The following is a 21,669-nucleotide window of genomic DNA, read 5'->3' as shown; positions in this document are numbered from 1 at the left end:
TCAATAAACTAAGTTAAAACAATTTTTTATAAATTCCATTTTCAAAATACTTAATTTCAAAGTCATATGTTTTTAAATTTGCCTTAAGTACAGCTTCAAATTCACCATTATTCCATTTTAAATTTAAAATATGATTCTCGCTATTATCAACAATTGTAAAATCACCATCAAATGCTTTATAGTCATTTCTAAATCTAATTAATTTAAATATATTCTTTACGATTTCTCTTTGGCTTTCTTTTTTTATTTCTTCTAAAGAGTAATTGTGTCTATTAATATCTCTACCATTTTTTGTTCTTTCAATTAATTCTAAATCATTTTTACCTGCCAATAAGCCAACGTAATATATTTGAGGTATACCAGGTGAAAAAAACTGAATTGCTCTTGAAAGTAAATATGCTTTGTCATTATCACCAAGTGCAGAATAATAAGTACAATTTAATTGATAAATATCTAAATTATTATAGGCTTCCGTATTAAAGACTTTTTTTACATTTGCACCCTTTGTAAATAATGCTTCCTTAGTAAAATTAATTTCCTCTTCACTCATTAAATCTTTTACATCTACCACTCCTATACCATCATGGGTATCTAGTGTTGTATATTGTTTTCTTGGAGCAATTTTAAGCCAATTTATTAATGGCTTTTTATTTGATGAATAAAGAGCATATAATACAAGCATAGGTAGTGCAAAATCATAAACATAATAATCTTTATCTGCAATTTTTTTCTGGATAGAATAATGTTCATGAATTTCAGGTAATAACTCAACACCTCTTTTGTCTAAAATATTTTTTACATATTCTAATATATTCCAAGTGTCAGGTTCAATAAAAAAACAATTAGTATTTATTTTTTTAGTAACATATGCAAAGGCATCCGCTCTAATGATTGATGCTCCATTTGAACATAAAAAATTTAAATTTTCTTCAATAAATTTTAGAGTTACTTCTTTTCTTATATCAATATCAATTTGCTCTTCATCAAATGTATTCCAAACTTTTTCTTTTGTTCCATCATTAAAAGTAACTTCTAAAAACGGTTCCTTAGGCTTACGTTTATAAATCATATCAATTTGATCTTTTGAAGCAACATCATTTTCCCAAAAGTCTGAATATTTAATAAATAAATCATAGTATGGTGATTTATCTTTATTTTTAATAAAATCCTTAAAGTATTCACTCTCTTTTGAAATATGATTAATCATAAAATCATACATTAATTCATATTTGATCGACAACTCTTTTAAATCCTTAAAATCACCATATACTTCATCAACTCTTTTATAAGTTAGTGGCGCAAATCCTCTATCCGCACTCGAAGGATAAAAAGGCAAAATATGAATTCCACCAAAAAGATTTTCTAACTCATTTTCTAATACATTTTTTAGTTCTTTTAAATTTTTACCAAGTGAACTTGGGTATGTTACTAACATAACTTTATTTTGCATTAATTAATAACCTCGACTTTTTATAGTTTCTTTTTCATGCAATATTTAAAAATAATGAAACCGGTTTCCTAAACTTTGAAAAAATGCTACTTAATTTTTTATATAGACTCTCTTATTACTATTTTATATTTATGTACAATTTGTCTTTCAACTTCTTTACCATTTAAGAGTTTTAACATTTGACTCATAACACTTTCACCTTTTAATTCAAATGGTTGGTGAACAGTAGTTAAGGCAGGAGTATAAACGCTAGCCACGTCAATATCATCAAATCCTGCAACCGCAATATCTTTTGGAATTGATTTACCAATTTCTAAAATTGCTTTCATAACACCAATTGCCATCATATCGTTTGCGCAAAAGAAGGCATCTATATCGCTATATTTTTTTAACAGTTCTTTCGCACTATCATATCCCGATTTGTAAGTATAATTTCCTTTCTTCATATATTCTTTATTATATTTTAAAGAATTATTAAGTAGAGCATTTTTATAGCCCTCCATTCTTTGATACCCTGAACAATAATCTTCAATAGGTCCATGAACCATTGCAATATTTTTTTTACCTGAATCAATTATATGTTTAGTCATATCATATGATGCTTTAAGATTATCTATTAAAACAGCAGGATAATCATAAGATTCATCATCATAACCAATAACCGCAATAGGTATACTAAATTTACTTAATTTTTCTCTAAACTTTTCAGAAGAATGAAATCCATTAAATATAATTCCATCAACTTCTTTTTCTCTTAATATATCAAGATATTTCAGTTCTTCTTCTTCATTGTGTCTTGTATTACATAAAAGAACGCTATAATCTTCTTCATGTGCTTTTTTTTCAATCCCATCAATAATTTTTGAAAAAACAGGATTTGCAATATCTGGAAGAAGCACACCTATTAATTTTGTTTGCCTATTAGAAAGACTTCTAGCAAGTGCACTTGGTTGAAAATTTGTTTCTTCAATAACTTTAAGAACTCTTTTCTTTACTTCATCACTTACAGGTTTTGAATTATTAAGAACTCTAGATACAGTTGCTTTAGAAACATTTGCTAATTTTGCTACATCGCTAATTGTATATCTCACGTCTTTCACCTCTATTACAAGAATAACAGGAAACCGATTACCTGTCAATAGGAAACCGATTACCTAGTCTTAATTTAAGAATTTTTTTTATCACTTTGTTCTATTATTTGATTTTTTATGTTATAATTCTTCACAAAGTAAAATCTACTTTTTTAATCAAATTTTTTATATTTTGGAGGGACTATGGATATTTTAGCAATTGGAGAATTACTTATCGATTTTACACCATCATCAAATGATATACATAAATATAGCGCCAATCCTGGTGGTGCACCTTGTAATTTTCTTACTATGGCAGCAAATACTGGTCTAGAAACAAGTTTTATTGGTAAAGTTGGCGACGATTCTTTTGGTAATTATCTAAAAAATATTATAGAAGAAAAAAAAATTGATACAAAAGGTTTAATACTTGATCCAAATTATAATACTACTTTAGCTTTCGTGCATCTTAATGGAAATGGAGAACGTAGTTTCAGTTTTTATAGAAAAGATTGTGCTGATATTAATCTAACAACTAATGAAATTGACTTTAAACAAATTGACAAGGCAAAATTAGTGCATTTTGGTTCTTTATCTTTTACAAATGAACCTCTTAGAAGCACGACTTATAGTTTTCTTGATTATGCAAAAAGTAAAAACAAATTAATTACTTATGACCCTAACTATCGACCTTCACTTTGGGAAAATGTAAGTTTAGCAAAGGAACAAATGCTAAAAGGACTTTCTTATTGCCATATATTAAAAGTATCAGATGATGAGTTAAAGCTTTTATCTGGTGAAACTGATTTAATTTTAGGGTGTGAAATTCTAGCAAAATACGATATTAAACTAATATGTGTAACCTTAGGCGAAAAAGGAGTTTTTTATTTTTCTAAAGGTTTTAGTGGATTTGTGGGTGGATTTAATAGCAAGGTTATTGATACTACTGGTGCTGGCGATACTTTTTTTGGAGCATTAGTTTCAAAATTTATTATTAATAATATGGATATAAATAATATTAATAAATCCATATTGATTGACTCACTAAAGTTCGCAAATGCCGCTGCATCTATATGTGTAGAAAATTTTGGTGGTATACCTTCTATTCCAACAAATGACCAAGTAAATATAAGGTTAAGTAGTAATCTAATTAGTAAATAAACATAAGAAAAATTTCTAAGTCACATTGCAAAAAATATTAAAACAGATAGAACTAATTTTACTAATCATTAAAGATAATGACCTGCTAAAATTAATGCTATCTGTTTTATATTAATTATTAAAAATTATTGTAATTCAGAGACCTTTTACCACTAATTAAATATTTTGTCTTATCAATAATTAATGAAATTTCTTTTTCAGTTTCAATATTAATTTTATCTGATATGGTAACCTTTACCAAAGAATTTTTATAGTTAATCCTAAATGTATACGAAGTCCATTCTTTTGGTTTTATTGGACTTAAATGAATTCCATTCTCTTTTATTCTAAGACCTGAAAAACCATACACAATTGTCATATAAACTCCACCAGCATTTGCTATATGAAGTCCATCTTTAGTATTTCCTTTAATGTTTTCTATATCTAATTTTGAAGTCATTTTATAATAATGGTATGCTTTATCAATCTTTTTTATACGTGAAGCCATTATCGAAAAAATACAAGGAGAAAGACTTGAATCATGTGTAGTAATTTTTTCATAATAACTATATGAATTTTTCATAATTATATCTGTTTCATTATCTAATAAAAAATGTGCAAGAATTGTATCTGCTTGCTTTGAAACTTTATATCTATAAATATATAGTGGATGATAATGTAGTAAAAGTGGATAATTCTCTTCGCTTGTATTTTCAAGATCCCATTCTTTTCTTTTTAAAAAAGCATCATCTTGAAGATTTATTTTTAGTTCATCTGAATAAAGTAAAATCATTTTTTCACTTGCATTTTTCATATTAGTAAGTTCATTTTCATTTATAGCAATTTTACTCTTTAGTCTATTCCAATCGCTAATATTTTCTTTTTCTAAAATAGAACTTAACTTGCACACCCATTTAAGATGATACTTAGCTAAAGAGTTAGTATAATAATTATTATTTACCATAACAGTATATTCATCTGGACCTGTAACTGCATCAATTGAAAATTTGCCTTCATTATTAAAATAACCCACATCAAGCCATAGAAGTGCTGTTTTATAAAGCACTTCAAGTCCAAATTCTTTTAAAAATTCTGTATCGTTTGTAGCTAAATAGTACTGTATATATGAATATGCAACATCCGCATTTATATGATACTGGGCACTTCCCGATAAAAAATAAGCTGAGCACTCACTTCCTGAAATGGTTCTCCAAGGAATTTTTACACCTTTCTTATGACCAAGTTTTTCAGCTTCAATTTTCGCGCTTTCCAAAGTTTCATACCTAAATTTAAGTAGTCGTTTTGCAAGTTGTGGATTTGTTAGAGTAAAAAACGGAACCATATATATTTCTGTATCCCAAAAATAATGTCCTTCATAGCCCTCACCACTAAGTCCCTTAGCTGATATATTTGTATTTTTAACTTTTCCAATTGATGAAAGCAACTGATAAATATTATAGTTAATTGCTTTTTCTTCTTCAATTTCTCCATCGATATTTATTTTAGAATACTTCCAGAATTCATTTAAATATTCTTCTTGATCTTTGAAATAGTATTTTTCACCATTTTTCATTGCGACATTTACTACATTTTTACTTTCTTTAAAACAATCATCATGTCTAATTGAATCAGTAAATGAAATGTACTTAATTAATGAAATTTTTTCACTAGCTTTAATATTTTTTTTAACCATTCCTATAATTGAATTTTCTTTTACTGTATATTCCATATTTAAATTATGATTCATAGAAGAAGCTATTGTTAAATTTGATATCTTTGTTTTAGAAGATATAGTTGCAATTCCATGGTTTTTATCAATCTTATCTACATGTAAAAGCTTTGTATGGCCTGATGCTACCCTTTGATCACTCTTATTTGAATAATTTTTAACATCTGCATTTAAAGTTGATTCTATTTGAATTTCTCCACTATAATTTACCGATTCAACCTCATAATCAATTATAAAAAGTTCAAGTGTAGTAAATGATGCAAGTCTTTTAATAGTAATTTTAAGATGATGTCCTTTTTTAGAAATCCACTCAATATATCTTAAAGAATATCCTTTTTCAATATCTAATTTTCTTTTAAAATCAATTACCTTGCCATCAAATAAATTAAATAATTCTCCATCAATATATATCTTTATGGTTTGCCCATCAATTACATTAACTATTTTTTGTGAAGTATTTGGATATCCAAATGCACCTTCTCCGTAAGTAATATCAGTTGTTTCATAAAACCCATTAATATAAGTTCCTCTTATAGTGTCATAATCATTTCTATAGCCTTCTTCAAAATTTCCTCTTACTCCAAAATATCCATTAGAAGTAGATAATAAACTTTCATTTACCATCAATGAATTATTATCTAAATTATTTTTTACTTGCATAATCTTCCCTCTTTAAGCGAAACTCTATTCTTTAAAATTTTCACTTTTTTTCTAGTAATTATTATTTTTTTATTACTTAATAGACCCTGAAACCATACCTTTTATTATATGCTTTTGTGCTATTAAAAAACCTACTACTATTGGTGCTGCCGCCATTAATACTGCTGTCATTATTAGGTCCCACTTTTTAACAAATGATCCCGCAAATGCTCTTATTGCCAGTGGTATTGTCTGTACATCTTGTCCTACTCCAAGTACTAATGACGGAAGCAAAAAGTCGTTCCAGATCCATATTGCATTTAGTATTATGATTGTCACAAATATTGGCTTTAATATTGGCATTACTATTAAGAAAAATACCTGTGCCTTATTGCATCCATCTATGGTTGCTGCTTCTTCTAATTCTTTCGGTATTGATTTTATAAATCCATGAAACATAAATACTGCTAGTGGTGCTCCAAATCCAATGTAAGCAAGTATCATTCCATGAAATGTCCTTAGCATCGGTATTCCTGTTGTTTCATTTATTATTCTAAAAAGTGATACCAGTGGAAACATTACTACTTGAAATGGTATTATTAGTCCACTTAAAAATAGTAAAAATATAAATGTTGATGCTTTTGATTTTGTCCTTACCAATACCCATGCTGCCATTGCTGAAAATATTGATATTGTTAATAGTGAAAAAAACGTTATCACTACTGATGTAAATAAACTCGCCGAATATCTTATCGTTGGTTTACTCCATATTATCTTTATATTTGTTAGTAACTGTCCCCAGTGCTTTGGAAAAGTTATTGGATTTGTCATTATTTCTAGTGATGCTTTTGCTGAATTTATTACTATTATGAAAAATGGAAATATTGTTATTAAAAATAGTATTAATGTTACTAGTGTGAGTGAATACGTTACTAACTTCCTTCTTAAGGTCATTACATTTCCACCTCTCTTTTTTTGTTATAGTATACCTGTGCCATTGATACGACTGATAATACTAAGAAAAATATTATTGCTCTTGCCTGTCCTTCTGCCATATTATTATATTTAAAAGCTACATTATAAATGTGAACCGCCAGTAATTCTGTTGAATTTACTATTTGTTCTTTATATATATCTGATGGTCCTCCATTTGTTAATGCAATTATAATGTCAAATTGTTTGAATGAATTTACTAATGTTAAAAATGATGTTATTGTAAATGCTTGTGCTATCATTGGAAATGTTATATTCCAAAATTTCTGAAAAAAGTTCGCTCCATCTACTTCACTTGCTTCTATTAACTCTTGTGGTACATTTAATAAGGCTGCTATATATATCATCATAATATATCCTGCATACTGCCATGTAAATGCAAATATTAGTCCAAATAATGTTAGTGTTGGATCAGCTAGTAACAATAGATTACTTAAAAAGTCTATTCCTAGTACATCTCCTATTTGTGGGATTACACTTTTAAATATAAACTGCCATACATATCCTAAAACCAAGCCTCCAATTAAATTTGGTACGAAAAATCCTGCTCTATAAAAGTTCTTAAATTTTATCTCTCTTGTTACTAAAAAAGCTAACATTAATGCTACAAAGTTTATTGTCATTACGCTTAGAAGAGTAAACACAAACGTTCTTATAAATGAATACTGAAATGCTATATCTTTAAACATATTTTTATAGTTATTTATTCCCACCCAGTTTGGCTTTATTCCTGCTATTGCTGTCCAATCTGTTAGTGAATAATATATGCCCATAAAAAACGGTATTACTACCACTATTATAAATGATAATAATGCTGGCGCTAAGAATAGCCAAAAAAACATTTTACTCTTTAATTTTTTACCCATTTTACACCTCTCTTTAGTAGAAGTTTAAAAAAAGGAGTGTGAGCGAACACCCACACCCTTTTCTACTTTTTAGCTATTTTTTATTTTAGTGCTCTTATCTTATCTGCTAGTTGATCTATAAATTCTTGCTTTGTTATATCCCCTTTTGCAAATGCTTCATATATTGGTGCTATAGTTCCCATTCCAAATCCATCTGGCATATCATTTTGTAACCATGTATATGCTCCATTATCTTTTGCAAGCCATTTCATTACGTCTGCTGAAAGTGGTGCATCTGGTTTTAATGTTATATTTTTAAATGCTGGTACCATTTTTGCTTCTTTTACCATATAGTTTGCGCCTTCTTCACTTGTTGCCATATAGTTTAAGAAGTCTTTTGCTGCTTGAATATTTTTACTTTCATTATTTATTACATAGTATGATGGTGCTCCTATAAAGATTGCATTATGCTCTCCGTATACTGATGCATGTGGTGCAAATCCCATTGGAAACTTTACTCCATTTGACATTAACCATGGATCTATCCAGTTACCTTGATGTACAAATACTGCTTTTCCTGTTGCAAATTGTCCTACTTGTGCATCATAGTTTCCTGTTAATAATACTGCTTTATCTGAATACTTAAATAATAATTCTACCCAGTCTGCATATTCTTTAAGTCTTTCCATATCTGGCTGGCCTTTTAGCATTTTATCAAGAACACTTGTATCTCCATAAGGTAGACCTGCTGATAAATATCCATTAAAGTTGTGAAGTCCTGTTACCCATCTCATATCTGGGCCTGCTGCCATTGCAACTACTGACTTTATTCCAAGTTCTTTTTTCATTCCATCTAATTTTTTAAATGCTGCTTTATATGCATCTTGTGATGTTAATGTACTTGGATCAATTCCTGCTTTTGCAAGTAAATCTGCATTATAGGCCATTCCCCATGCTTCTACTGCTACTGGAAATCCATATGTTTTTCCGTCAGCTTTAAATGCTAGATCTGTTAAATCCATCCACTTATCTCCTGAAAATGGAGTAAGTTTTGATTTCCAAGTGTTATATCCACCTTTTCCTTCTATTACAAATATATCTGGTTGTCTATCTGATTGAAATTCTGCCTTTAAGTTTTCAGCGTATGGAGTATCTCCACCTGAAGTTTTTACTGTAACTTTTACTCCTGTTTGAGCCTCATATTTAGCTGCAAATGCTGAAAGTTGTTCACCTATCTCAACTTTATTCTGATAGATTACTACCGATTCTTCTTTTGGAGCTACTTTGTCTTCTGTTTTTGTATCAGCTGACTTATCTGCTGGTGCTGGTGCAGATGAACATCCTGCAAGTGCAAATATCATTACTAATACCATTACAATTGAAACTATTTTCTTCATAATATCCCCCTTTTATTAATAAGACTACTAAGTTTTATATTTTTAACTCCCTTAATATATATCCAAAAATACTAATTACAAACAATTATCTTACAGTTTGACATATATATATAAGTAGTAAATACAAAACATATTTGGATTATATATTTTTTATTATTTAAAGATTTATAAAATTCTGATATAATTTATATAAATCTGCAATATAAAAAAATTTTAATAAGTAATGTAAAGTAAAACTAAAAAAATCATCTGCACATCAAATTAAAGGAGTAAAGTTATGAGAAAAGATTTATTAGACGAAAAACTAAAAAATATAAATTTTGACTATATTCATCCGTCTTATAATCTAGAAAAAAAATTAGTTAATGAAATCAAACTTGGACTTTTAAATGAAGCAAAAAATACTCTTGATATGATTAATTCAATAGAAAGAGCTATCATTGCAAAAAATACACTGCGCTCTGCTAAAAATTCAATAATTATTTCCTGTGCGCTTTTTACTAGAGGGGTTATACAGGCAGGTATAGAACCTGAAGAAGCATTTAATTTTAGTGATATATTTATAAGAAAAATTGAATCATTTAACGTACGTTATGATTTACTCAAATTCGAGTATACAATGATAGATGAGTTTATAGAACTAATAAATAATAAAAATATATCTAAATATTCAAGAGATATTTCTAAATTAATTAAATATATAAATAGTAATATTACAAGGCAAATAAAATTAGAAGAATTAAGCTTCCTCTCATCAAAATCACCTGAATATTTATCTAAATTGTTTAAAAATGAAGTTGGAATAAATATTGTTGATTATATAAACCATCAAAAAATAGAATCTTCTAAAATGTTTTTAGAATTTACAAATATGAGAATAACTGATATATCTGCTATTTTTGATTTTTGTAATCCTGGTTATTTTTCTTTAGTTTTTAAAAAAATTATAGGTATATCTCCTAAAGAATATAGAAAAAGTATATGAATATTAGTAAACTAAATTCATATACTTTCTTTTTTTGTTCGTTTAGTAGTTAAGTTAAATATTGCTTACTACTTCATTAACTTTATATCTATATTATGGTCTAATAGTACCGATTAACTAAACTCTTTGAGGAATTTTTGCTTTCTCAAGTGGTCTATAAAGAAGTGCAAAAATAACAAGTGATAAAATTAACTCAGGAACTAAATATGAAGCATTATAAATGATTGAATACATAAGAGGACTTTGACCCTCTGGTGCATAAGAACCCCAAACTATAACTCCAGAAATAACATGACATATAAGTCTTAATAATACTGCTAAAGAAATTCCAGCAAGTGCTTTCTTGAATCCAGCACCAAAAATACCTGCAAGACCAAGCATTCCAAAAGCTATTACATAATCAAATAAAATTGATATAGGATGGAATGACCATTTTGGCCCTAAAATAAATTGAATAATTCCATAAACAAGCCCTGTAAAGACTCCAGGATAAGTTCCCCATCTAATAGCAAATATAAGAATTGGAATCATACTACCGGCAGTAATAGATCCTCCATTTGGCATTTGAAATACCTTTACTAAACTTAGCACATATGCAAGTGCTATCATAATGCCAGCTTCTACTAACATCCTTGTGTTGTTTTTCATTTTCTTACCTCCATAAATAGTAATAATATACCAATGAATTTGGAAGTAACACGTTAATTAGATCAAATAAAAATTAAAAACCATATGCAAATGCATATGGCCTTAAAAAACAATATTAAAATATCATTTTTTTGATCTATAATCATGCACTTTCCTACGCCAGAGTTAACTGGTTCAGGTTCAAAGGGTTTCAGATAACTGATCTCAACTAAAAAGCTCCCCTAGTGAATCTTTATTAAATTAATACATTAAGAATATAACATATGATGATATATAAGTCAAAATAAAATAATTAAAATATTATATTTAATATTTTAATTATTTTGTTATTTTTTTATCCAATTCTATTGATTAGTTAGTAGTCGTTTGATATAATCTCGTCTTTGACAGTTGTAGAGCAGAAAAACCGTGATATCTATTGCAAATAGCAGTTTATCACGGTTTCTTAATGTAGTAAAAAGTGCGTACCTTTTTTTACTTTTTCGTTTGTTTTAATATTTCCTAAATTGCAATAGTAAATTGAACTAAATCAATATGTAAAAATTTGTATATAAATTATTGTATTTTATAAAGTTCATCATTGAATGCTTCATCTGGTGTAAGATACTTTAATATCTTACGAGGCAGAGTGTTACACCAATTTTGAATTTTAGCTATATCATCTACAGAATAGTTGAGTAAAGACTTACCTTTTGGTATAAAACGTCTTATTAGACCGTTATGACGTTCATTTGTTCCCCTCTCAGAAGATGTATAAGGATGAGCAAAGTAGATTCTAGTGCCTGTCATTTCTTCCATAGTTGATAGATCTGCAAATTCTGATCCATTATCTGCCGTTATACTTTTGAAAACAGTTGAGAATAGATTTCCTGCATCTGCAGCTAGTATTTTGAGTGCGTTCATAATTGATTCTGAAGTTTGATCAGGAATTTTTCTAATTAACTCTTTTCGTGTTTTGCGCTCGGTAATAGTCATTAGAGTAGGTTCGCCTTTAGTTTTCTTCCCTATAACAGAATCAATTTCCCAATGACCAAATTCACTACGATCATTAATTTCCACAGGTCGTTCAGAAATGTTTCGTCCTAGAATTTTCTTATGTTTGCGTATACGCTTACGTTTTGTACTTCTCTTAACTTTAAGTGGCAAATCTATATTAGCAATACCTAATAAGCCTAAATTAATATAGTTATACAACGTTTTTGTACAAACCATCTTATCAACGTCAAACAAGTTGTGCAGCTTCGCTACGCCACATATAGCATCAATAGAATGAGTGTTTTCATAGAACCTTGTCTCTACAAAACGTATAAAATGGGAGCATGATAAGAACTTAAATTTGGCTCCACAATTAGCACGGTTTCTTTCATAAATAGCTTGTCCGGTATCCGGATAGTAGACCTTTACAACCTTATTGGCTTTTATCTGTGTAACAGTCCCACGGCTTAGTTCATTGCGTATAGTATTAGAAGCTCTTCCTAATTTTTTTCCTATGGCATAAGGTGTAAGACCTTCATTGTGTAACAACTGAATTTGACCACGTTCAAAAACATTTAGGTGTTTATTTTTACGTTGAATTGATGTATCATTAATATTATCCATAGTGAGTTCATCTCCTGTATATATTATTGTGTTCAGCGATACAATTATAATACAGATTGACCCATTATGGATTTTTTTTTACTAGTTCAACTTCATTATACAATTAAGCTGTTTTAATATTTTTTTCATTTTAGCATTACTAATTATTTGGGTATCCGTTCTAAATCCAAATTTATCATGTAATTCATCTGTTATATCAGTTCGTGTGTATGTCGGAATATATCCTTCGCCTTTTAACTCCATAAAGTTATGATTTTTTAACGTTTCTATTAATTCTTTTGTAGTGTATTTTTCATCAAGCTTCTTTTCTAAAAGCCTATATATCAGTAAAGAAAGAAAACATGTTGTAAAATGAGCTTTTATTCTATCATCTCTACTTAAATATACTGGTCTTGCTTTAAACTCAGTTTTTAGAATTCTAAATGATTCTTCTATTTCCCATCTTCTTTTATTTACTTTAATAATTGTTTCAGCATTATCATCAAGATTTGTACATACTCCGTAGAATCCATCATATTTTTCTTCATCAGAAATAGTGTCTCTATTTATTGTAAGTACCTGTTTTTCAGCGATTTCACCTTCATTAGTGCAGTGAATAGAATCTATAAATCTCTTTGGATCATTCTGTTTCTTTTTATTGATACTAGAAGGTTTTTTAACAAGTTTTTCTGCACGTTGTATTTGAGTGCTTCGAATGTACTCTTGATAAGCTCTATATTTTGGTGAATATGTTACTATTAATTTTTGTGGTAATTCATTTTCATTTATCCAACGTTCTTTGTAATAAATAGCTTTATTGTTTGAAGAATGATCTATATTTTCTAAATTAATATTTTTTGTCTCATTTGATAAATGCCATCCATTTGGGGCAAGAGCCCAATCTTTAAGATGTTTTTTAAGCTTTTTTAATGATTGTGTAACAATAAAAGCTCTATCGTTTTTATTATTAAATATTCTATTGGTATTAGATGCTAATCCTGCATCTGTACATACAACAAATTTAGATAAATCAAAATCAGATAATATGCGCTTTTCTAGTGGTTTTAAACTTGGCTGTTCATTTTTATTTCCATCAAATATAGAAAATGCAAGTGGTATGCCATCCCCATCCATAAATAATCCCATTTGTACAATTGGATTAGGGCGATGTTCTTTGGAAAGTCCATATTGTTTTAACCCATCGGCTTTTTCAGTTTCAAAGAAATAATTTGTACAATCGTAATAAAGCACTTTTGTATTTCTTTTAGATAATTTTAAACTATTTTTATAAACAGTTGATTCAATAAAATCAGATTCTTTAGAAATTATTTCTAAAGCTCTATAAATATGCTGTAATTCAAAATTAGGCTGTTCAATAAAGTCATTAGAGGCTTTAAAAGAAGAAAGCTTAGAAGACGGATTAAGCATTCTAGTATAAATGAGTCTAGAAAGAATACTGTTTAAATCAAAAGAAAATTTATATTTATCAGAAATTTGCTTTGAAATTTTATGAAGGCCTAAATCATAATAAATATCTTGTAAAAAAAGATATCCACCATTGAAATGAACCTTAGAATCCATTGGTATTTGTTTAGTTTCAGAAAATTTAGCAATAATCTCAACTTTATTTTCTTTTTCTTTTTTATTAAGTTCACTTATATATTTTTTTGCCCATTCATAAGGATCTTGTCCATTTAATTTTTCACGTAATTGTGCTTCAGTACCAAGTTTTTCTACAATTTTAGTTGTTCGTTTATTTTTAATAGTAATATCTTTAATAACGTAAAGTGAAGTAGCATTTTTTGATTTAGAAGTTGAAAGTCTCATAAGCATAATACCTCCTGTTCCTTACATTATACCACAATACGACAAACTACGCAATAGTAAAACGGAAAATTTGACAAAAAAATAAGCCTATAATTGGCTTTGAGGTAGAATTTTGTTTATGCAACTGTCAAACTTCCGTGATGATATATAAGTCAAAATAAAATAATTAAAATATTATATTTAATATTTTAATTATTTTGTTATTTTTTTATCCAATTCTATTGATTAGTTAGTAGTCGTTTGATATAATGAACTTGTTAAATAAATATCATTTTAGATGTTTTGAGTTTAATCTTGATTTATCTAAAACTTATAATCAAAAACCTTACATTGTAGATATCTTATAATCTTATTTGAGAGGAATTTGTGTAAATCGTACGTATCTCTCGTTTTGAGAAATACACTCACAAATCTTTCTTATTATTTTAAGAAAGAGTTTTTTATTTTTAGGAGGACTAACTATGAAACAAACTGCAAAAAACTGGTCTGAAAGTGTTATTAAACAAGATGAAATTGATAAATATTTAATCAACGGAAAAGATTTTATTGATGAAAATGAAATTAACGAGAAATTAAAAACTAACGTTAACCACTCTAAAGAGGATATTAGAAAGATTATTAATAGATCTCTCAATATTAATAGGCTTTCATTTGACGAAACTGCTGCATTATTAAATGTTAAAGATGAAGCAATTTGGGAAGAAATGTACGCTGCAGCTGCAGAAGTAAAAAGAAGAGTTTATGATAATCGTATAGTATTTTTCGCTCCTTTATATTGCGGCAATCTTTGTGTAAATAACTGCAAATATTGTGGATTTAGAAACGAAAACAAAGATGAAGTTAGAAAAGTTCTTAACTTTGACGAAGTGAAAAAAGAAGCTGAAGCGGTAATTGATGAAGGACATAAAAGAATGATAGTAGTATACGGTGAGCATCCAAAAACAGATGCTAATTATATTGCAGAATCTATAAAACAGATTTATTCAGTTGAGAAAAAAGCAAAAAGTGGAAAAATGAATAGAATTAGAAGAATAAATATTAATGCTGCTCCAATGTGCGTAAGTGACCTAAAAAAACTCCACGAAGTTGGAATTGGAACATATCAAGTATTCCAAGAAACATATCACAAAGCAACTTATAATGATGTACATGAAAGTGGACCTAAATCAGATTACAGATGGAGATTATATGCTCTTCATAGAGCAATGGATGCAGGTATTGACGATGTAGCAATTGGTGCATTATTTGGACTATATGATTGGAAATACGAAGTTATGGGACTTCTTTACCATACAGCAGATTTAGAAAAACGTTATGGAATAGGACCACATACTATTTCATTCCCAAGAATGACACCAGCATCTGGATCAGATTTAAGTACAAATTCTAAATATCTTGTTAATGATGAAGATTTTAAAAAATTAGTTACTGTTCTAAGACTTTCTGTACCATATACTGGCCTTATAATCACTGCAAGAGAAAAAGCTGAACTTAGAAAGGAAATTATTAAAGTAGGTTGTACACAAACTGATGCATCAACAAAAATTGGTATTGGTGAATATAGTGGTGTTGATAAAGCCGAACTTGAAAACAAACAGCAATTTACAATTGGAGATCCAAGACCTCTAGATGATGTAGTTCGTGAACTTGCCGAAATGGGTAAAATTACTTCATTCTGTACTGCCGGTTATAGATGCGGAAGAACTGGTGAAAAAATAATGACTCTGCTTGAAAAAACTGAGGAAGGAAAGTTCTGTAAACTTAATGCAGTTCTTACTTTTAGGGAATATTTAGATGATTACGCTTCTGAAGAAACAAGAAAAGTTGGAGAAAAATTAATCGAAAAAGAGCTAAAAGAAATTGAAAATATGAAATTTTATAAAGCACATAAATTAACTGATCTTATGACAGATTATTATGAAAGAGTTTCTAACGGTGAAAGAGATTTATTTATCTAAAAATAAAAATTTAATGCGTATTCCTGCTTCACATCTGCAATGTTAATCCCACTTATACGTATTAATTTTTTCTACCAGTGTAAATCTAAATTAAATTAAAAACTAAAGTTACAAACATTAGTAAAGGAGCCTTTATGTTTAATACTTATAAAATTCTTACCAATGAAATTCATGATAATTTCAATGTAAATATCAGTCTTTGTAAAATCATAGGTAGAAGATGGTCATTTGTCTATGAAGCTGGAAATTTTACTTATGGAAATAATCACATCATTATAGATGAAAACTACGGCTTAATTGTAGAATGTAGCAGTGATATATCTGATAAAATAAAAGAATATATTTCAAAATAAATGAATTTCTAAGATTCAGAGGGAGTTTTTATTCCCACTGAATCTTAGAAAACATAATCCAGGGCCTTTTTAGAGTTCTTTATCCCCCACTTTTTTAAGAAGTGGGATAATTAGAACTCTAAGGCATCGGATAAAATTTAAAGATCTATTACTTTTTTAGTAATAGATCTTTTTAATATTTTAGATTATTGCCATTCCACCATCTACAAGAATATATTGCCCAGTTACATAGCTTGATGCATCGCTTGAAAGATATATTATAGTGCCATTTAATTCACCTTTTTTCGCCGCTCTTGATGCTGGATTTAACGCAGTATACATGTTCATAAATTTTTCATTTGTAAATAATGTGCTTGAAGTCATTTCTGACTCAAATAAAGCAGGTCCAATTGCATTAACAGTAATATTATTTTGCATATATGAAGCTGCCATACCAATAGTAAGTCCTTTTACTGCTGCCTTAGAAGCATTATATGAATGTCTTGCTAAAACTGGAGTTTTATCTGCAATCACTGCATTTACTGATGATATATTTATTATTTTCCCATAATTATTCTTTTTCATATGGGGAACAGTATATTTACTCATCAAATAAATACCTTTAACATTAGCATTCATTGTTTTATCCCAGTCTTCTACACTTAATTCTTCTACCGATCCTTTTGTTGCTACTCCTGCATTATTTAGCAAAATATCAATCTTTCCATAATGCTTAACAACTGTTTCAATTGCCTCTTTGACACTTTTTTCATTAGAAACATCACATTGAACAGCTATAGCATCTACACCAGAATTTATTAATTCATTTGCTAAATCATCTAATTTTTCTTTTCTTCTTGCTAAAAGAGCTACCTTTGCACCACTTAAAGCATACGCTTTTGCGGCATCAGCACCTAATCCGCTTGAAGCTCCTGTTATTACTGCAACTTTCTCTCTTAAACTAAATAATTCATTCATCACATTTCCTCCACTAAATATAATTTTGTTTAAATATTAAAACAATCCTTACTTAAAAGAGTATATTTTTCGAAGAAAATCGTAAACTATCAAATTCAAGAAAATGTGCAAAATTGTCACATATTTAGCCATTTGAGAAAAACTGATATTTTTTTATTAATTATATCGATTAAGTCATCACGCTTTATAATATATCGAAATTTATAAAATCAGCGTTATTTTTTTAACTATTCTATCATTTTCACAAAATACTCAAGAACAGTTAAATCGTCAGTTATTTCTGGATGAAACGAAGTTACTAAAATATTATTCTCTCTTGCAGCTACAATTTTACCATCAATAATTGAAAGAACTTCAACGTTTTTACCTACTTTTTCAATATATGGTGCTCTAATAAAGGGCATACTAACATTAGTGTAATTTGCAAATTTACCTTTGCTAATAAAACTACCTAATTGTCTTCCATACCCATTTCTTTTAACTCTTATATTCATTACTTTTAAATGAGCTTTTTCTTTACCAATATCTTTTGCTAAAAGAATCATGCCTGCACAAGTTCCCCATACAGGCATACCAGAAAGGATTCTTTTTTTAATTTCATCTCTTAAATCAAAAGAATCCAAAAGTTTACCCATTGTAGTACTTTCACCTCCAGGAATAATTAATCCATCAATTTCCTTAATGCAGTCATTACTTTTAACTTCAATGGTATCAATTTCCATTTTTTCAAGTGCTAAAATATGTTCACGAAAAGCTCCTTGAAGAGCTAATACTCCAATAAGCATTTTACCATCCCCTATTTGCCATCCTATTATTTTCACTTACATCATTAACTGAAATTCCAACCATAGCTTCACCAAGATTTTCTGAAACTTCAGCTAAAATTTTAGGATTAGAGTAATTTGTAACTGCTTTTACTATTGCTTCTGCTCTTTTTACAGGATCACCTGATTTAAAAATACCTGAACCGACAAATACTCCATCGCATCCAAGTTGCATCATCATAGCAGCATCAGCAGGGGTAGCAACTCCTCCAGCTGCAAAATTAACAACAGGAAGCTTTCCATTTTCATTAACATATTTTATCAAATCATATGGTGCCCCCATTTCTTTTGCAGCATTCATTAACTCTGATTTTTTTAGTCCATAGATGTATCTTATATCATCATTCATTTTTCTCATATGCGTAACTGCTTCTACTACGTCACCCGTTCCAGGTTCTCCTTTTGTTCTTATCATAGAAGCTCCTTCGCCAATTCTTCTTAAAGCTTCTCCTAAATTTTTTGCTCCGCAAACAAATGGTATATCAAATTTATCTTTTTCTATATGATAAACTCTATCTGCTGGTGTAAGTACTTCACTTTCATCTATATAATCAACTTCAAGAGCTTCAAGTATCTGTGCTTCAACAAAATGTCCAATTCTAACTTTCGCCATTACTGGTATAGATACAGAATCTTGAATTTCTTTTATCATCTTTGGATCTGACGCTCTTGAAACTCCACCCTCTAGTCTTATATCTGCAGGTATTTTTTCAAGTGCCATTACTGCGCATGCACCAGCTTTTTCTGCAATTTTTGCTTGTTCTGCATTCATTACATCCATAATAACTCCACCTTTAAGCATTTGAGCTAAATTAGTATTCAAAAATTTTCTTTCACTCATAATTGTACCCCTCCGTATTTTTTATTTTCTTTATTACAGTACAATTCTAACATTTTAACACTTTTTTATCAATACAATTTTCATCATTTTCCAAATAATTGTATTGTAAAAATAAAAAAGTTATGCACTATAGATACAATGCATAACTTTTAAGTAGTATTTTATTTTTTTATTTTAATATATTACATATTTAGTATCATACCCGTAACAAAAGGAACAAGCCATATTAACCATACAAACAAACTATATTTATGGAATTTAACTTTCTGTTTTTCACTTCCCTTACGATTTATAAAAGTCGCCCATATAACATGTAACATCATAAGTACAATTGCTAGTAGTCCAGTTACACCATGAAGATTAAAGGTAATTTTTCCACTAATAATACTCATTGTTGTAGTCCCAAGTGTATCAAAGAAAAGTCCAATCCAAAACATAATCACATGTTTATTATTTAAGGTTTTAGCTCGTCTCTCAGAAAAAACTCCAATTGTATAAGCAGTAACTGCAAATAACATAGAAATAATAGCAATAATCAATAGCATAAAGTTTACCTCACTTTTAATAGTTTATTTTCTATTATTATACCATATAATTTTTTTTATATTGTACTTTTACTTGTTATTTAATAGTAACTTTATACTTATTTAATATTTAAAATTCTATATAAAAAATTACACCTATTTCAGTATTTTTTACTCCATATTTAAAATTATGCTTTTCTAAAATTGTTTTCGCTATTGAAAGTCCAAGTCCACTACCACCTAAACTTTTAGATCTTGATTTCTCTATTCTATAAAACCTATCCCATATTTTTTCTAACTCTTCATCACTAAAATTGCTAGTAGTATTTTCAATACTAAAAATTACTTTTCCATTTTTCCTATTTTGGTCAATCACAATAATTATTTTTCCATCCTTAGATGTATATCTAAAGCAATTACTTATAAAATTCAGTAGAACATTTTCTATCTTCCTATAATCTGCCACAATATATGCTTCATTTATTTTAACTATCAATTCAATATTTTTACTATTTTTAATTTCTGTAAATTTCAAAAGAATTCTATTAATTAATTCTTCTAAATTTAATTTTTCTAAATTTAGTTCATTATTTTTTGTTTCAAGGTTAGTAAGTTCCAGCATATTTATTATAAGTGTATTCATTTTGCTTATTTCATCTATTATTACTTCCAAATAATAATCTTCTTTTTCTTTCGATATCCCGTCTTTTATACCTTCTGCAAAACTTTTAATTACACCTAGTGGTGTTTTTAGTTCATGGGATACATTAGAAACAAATTCTTTTCTTATTTCTTCTTGTTCATTTTTAAATTCTATATCTGATAAAAGTTTTTTATTGGTTACTTTCAGTTCATTAATATTAAAACTAAGTTCATCTGACATAAAATTTAGAGTATCTCCAAGTTCTCCTATTTCATCATTTCTTATATCCTTATATCTTTCCCTAAAATCTAATTTTGCCATTTTTTTTGCAGTTAAATTTAATTTTATTAAAGGATTTGTTATCATTCTTGAGATAATTAGCGATAATCCAACAACAAGCAATATAGCAATAAGTACGAAATATAGCGACGTTTTTATAAGTATATTCACAACCTCGTTTATTGGTTGAAGAGAAGCTAATGTATAAAATTCGATAATATCACCAGTATTTTTTTCATATTCTTTTACAATTATTTTATAATTTTTTTGCGACTCTTTATCTTTATAATCAAAAATCAAATTGCCTTTTCGATCTATAGAATAATTGCTTTCACTATAAATTACATCATATAAAACATTTAATTTATCAGTGATATCAACGGTAAAATAATTTTCTTCAACAAATAATATTTTTCCTTTTAATTTTTTAATCGAACTGTCATATGAATCATTTTCCATATCAATATTTCTCGTTGTGTCATAATCGTAGCTTTTAAAACTACTACCATCTAAAGCTACGCTAAGCAGATTATATTCATCAGAGAAATTATCTTTTATGAGATTAAGTGTAGCTTTTTTACCATTTAGATCCTCAATTGTATATTCATTGTTTATCTCCGAAAATATATCTTCCCATAGCGAAATTTTATGAATTTCACCATCTTCTGTTTGAAATCTCATAAAATATGGGGCATAAAAATTGTACTCATCAATTGAATCATAATAATCATTTTGACTACTGACAACCACCGGAACTTTATTATCATTTATAAAATCTGAAAATAATTTTGTGCGTTTTTTACCATCTTTTTCTTTAATGTAATCACTAATAAAGGAATCTAATTTATTTTCAATATTTTTTATCTTAATATTTTCATAATATTTACCCAAATATAGAGTTTGAAATCCTATTTCAATAATTACAAATAACGAAAATATCAATGCAATTGTAATAAATATTTTAAAAATTATACTGTTTTTCTTCATTA

At 28.2% G+C, this 21,669-nt stretch carries 18 protein-coding genes and 1 riboswitch; of the genes, 4 read left to right on the top strand and 14 right to left on the bottom strand.

What is annotated here, in order from left to right; genetic code table 11:
• Positions 1-13: 13 nt before the first annotated feature.
• Both gtfA and AACH12_RS03530 read right to left on the bottom strand, forming a co-directional pair.
• Positions 14-1,450, bottom strand: coding sequence for a sucrose phosphorylase (gene gtfA / locus AACH12_RS03535; protein ID WP_338536700.1), 1,437 nt, complete (start codon positions 1,448-1,450; stop codon positions 14-16).
• Between the two features lie 98 nt (positions 1,451-1,548).
• Entirely contained in the window at positions 1,549-2,541 is a 993-nt protein-coding gene (locus AACH12_RS03530; protein WP_338536699.1) for a LacI family DNA-binding transcriptional regulator, read from the bottom strand.
• A 183-nt stretch (positions 2,542-2,724) separates the two neighbouring features.
• On the opposite strand from AACH12_RS03530, the gene AACH12_RS03525 reads away from it, so the two are divergent.
• Positions 2,725-3,681 carry a carbohydrate kinase family protein gene (locus tag AACH12_RS03525; protein ID WP_338536698.1) on the top strand — a complete coding sequence of 319 codons (957 nt, stop codon included), beginning with the start codon at positions 2,725-2,727 and terminating at the stop codon, positions 3,679-3,681.
• A 118-nt stretch (positions 3,682-3,799) separates the two neighbouring features.
• Here the strand turns inward: AACH12_RS03525 and AACH12_RS03520 are convergent, their stop codons facing one another.
• The 4 genes from AACH12_RS03520 to AACH12_RS03505 all read right to left on the bottom strand — a co-directional run bounded on the left by AACH12_RS03520 (position 3,800) and on the right by AACH12_RS03505 (position 9,263).
• The gene (locus AACH12_RS03520; protein ID WP_338536697.1) at positions 3,800-6,049 is read right to left on the bottom strand and encodes a glycoside hydrolase family 65 protein; all 2,250 of its coding nucleotides are present in this window, start codon (positions 6,047-6,049) and stop codon (positions 3,800-3,802) included.
• A gap of 72 nt (positions 6,050-6,121) precedes the next feature.
• Positions 6,122-6,982 carry a carbohydrate ABC transporter permease gene (locus AACH12_RS03515; RefSeq protein WP_338536696.1) on the bottom strand — a complete coding sequence of 287 codons (861 nt, stop codon included), beginning with the start codon at positions 6,980-6,982 and terminating at the stop codon, positions 6,122-6,124.
• Positions 6,982-7,887, bottom strand: a complete 906-nt coding sequence (locus AACH12_RS03510) for a carbohydrate ABC transporter permease (RefSeq protein ID WP_338536695.1) — start codon at positions 7,885-7,887, stop codon at positions 6,982-6,984. Before AACH12_RS03510 ends, AACH12_RS03515 begins: the two co-directional genes overlap by 1 nt.
• Positions 7,888-7,967: 80 nt before the next feature.
• Positions 7,968-9,263: an ABC transporter substrate-binding protein gene (locus AACH12_RS03505; RefSeq protein ID WP_338536694.1), complete on the bottom strand. Its 1,296-nt coding sequence runs from the start codon at positions 9,261-9,263 to the stop codon at positions 7,968-7,970.
• Positions 9,264-9,540: 277 nt separating this feature from the next.
• On the opposite strand from AACH12_RS03505, the gene AACH12_RS03500 reads away from it, so the two are divergent.
• Positions 9,541-10,248 (top strand): AraC family transcriptional regulator, encoded by a 708-nt coding sequence (locus tag AACH12_RS03500; protein ID WP_338536693.1) that lies wholly within the window; start codon positions 9,541-9,543, stop codon positions 10,246-10,248.
• Positions 10,249-10,365: 117 nt separating this feature from the next.
• On the opposite strand, the gene thiT is transcribed toward AACH12_RS03500, so the two are convergent.
• The 3 genes from thiT to AACH12_RS03485 all read right to left on the bottom strand — a co-directional run bounded on the left by thiT (position 10,366) and on the right by AACH12_RS03485 (position 14,301).
• Positions 10,366-10,896, bottom strand: coding sequence for an energy-coupled thiamine transporter ThiT (thiT, locus tag AACH12_RS03495; RefSeq protein ID WP_338536692.1), 531 nt, complete (start codon positions 10,894-10,896; stop codon positions 10,366-10,368).
• Between the two features lie 134 nt (positions 10,897-11,030).
• Positions 11,031-11,129: riboswitch (TPP riboswitch) on the bottom strand.
• A 322-nt stretch (positions 11,130-11,451) separates the two neighbouring features.
• Positions 11,452-12,495 carry an IS30 family transposase gene (locus tag AACH12_RS03490; protein ID WP_338536691.1) on the bottom strand — a complete coding sequence of 348 codons (1,044 nt, stop codon included), beginning with the start codon at positions 12,493-12,495 and terminating at the stop codon, positions 11,452-11,454.
• Between the two features lie 81 nt (positions 12,496-12,576).
• On the bottom strand, positions 12,577-14,301 hold the full coding sequence (locus tag AACH12_RS03485; protein WP_338537337.1) for an IS1634 family transposase: 1,725 nt from the start codon (positions 14,299-14,301) through the stop codon (positions 12,577-12,579).
• A gap of 461 nt (positions 14,302-14,762) precedes the next feature.
• Here AACH12_RS03485 and hydG point away from each other — a divergent pair, with 461 nt between their 5' ends.
• The gene (hydG, locus tag AACH12_RS03480; protein ID WP_338536690.1) at positions 14,763-16,259 is read left to right on the top strand and encodes a [FeFe] hydrogenase H-cluster radical SAM maturase HydG; all 1,497 of its coding nucleotides are present in this window, start codon (positions 14,763-14,765) and stop codon (positions 16,257-16,259) included.
• Positions 16,260-16,393: 134 nt separating this feature from the next.
• Positions 16,394-16,612, top strand: coding sequence for a hypothetical protein (locus AACH12_RS03475; protein ID WP_338536689.1), 219 nt, complete (start codon positions 16,394-16,396; stop codon positions 16,610-16,612).
• A gap of 180 nt (positions 16,613-16,792) precedes the next feature.
• On the opposite strand, the gene AACH12_RS03470 is transcribed toward AACH12_RS03475, so the two are convergent.
• The 5 genes from AACH12_RS03470 to AACH12_RS03450 all read right to left on the bottom strand — a co-directional run bounded on the left by AACH12_RS03470 (position 16,793) and on the right by AACH12_RS03450 (position 21,667).
• Positions 16,793-17,569, bottom strand: a complete 777-nt coding sequence (locus AACH12_RS03470) for an SDR family NAD(P)-dependent oxidoreductase (RefSeq protein WP_338536688.1) — start codon at positions 17,567-17,569, stop codon at positions 16,793-16,795.
• 227 nt (positions 17,570-17,796) lie between these two features.
• Positions 17,797-18,354, bottom strand: a complete 558-nt coding sequence (pdxT, locus tag AACH12_RS03465; RefSeq protein WP_463671009.1) for a pyridoxal 5'-phosphate synthase glutaminase subunit PdxT — start codon at positions 18,352-18,354, stop codon at positions 17,797-17,799.
• 1 nt (position 18,355) lies between these two features.
• A complete protein-coding gene (pdxS, locus tag AACH12_RS03460; RefSeq protein ID WP_338536686.1) occupies positions 18,356-19,234 on the bottom strand; it encodes a pyridoxal 5'-phosphate synthase lyase subunit PdxS in 879 nt (292 codons plus the stop codon).
• 182 nt (positions 19,235-19,416) lie between these two features.
• A complete protein-coding gene (locus AACH12_RS03455; protein ID WP_338536685.1) occupies positions 19,417-19,779 on the bottom strand; it encodes an HsmA family protein in 363 nt (120 codons plus the stop codon).
• Positions 19,780-19,888: 109 nt separating this feature from the next.
• A complete protein-coding gene (locus AACH12_RS03450) occupies positions 19,889-21,667 on the bottom strand; it encodes a sensor histidine kinase (protein ID WP_338536684.1) in 1,779 nt (592 codons plus the stop codon).
• Between the last annotated feature and the right edge of the window lie 2 nt (positions 21,668-21,669).

The sequence above is a fragment of the Helicovermis profundi genome (assembly GCF_033097505.1).
GTDB lineage: Bacteria > Bacillota > Clostridia > Peptostreptococcales > Acidaminobacteraceae > Helicovermis > Helicovermis profundi.
This window is presented reverse-complemented; position numbering and strand designations above follow the sequence as displayed.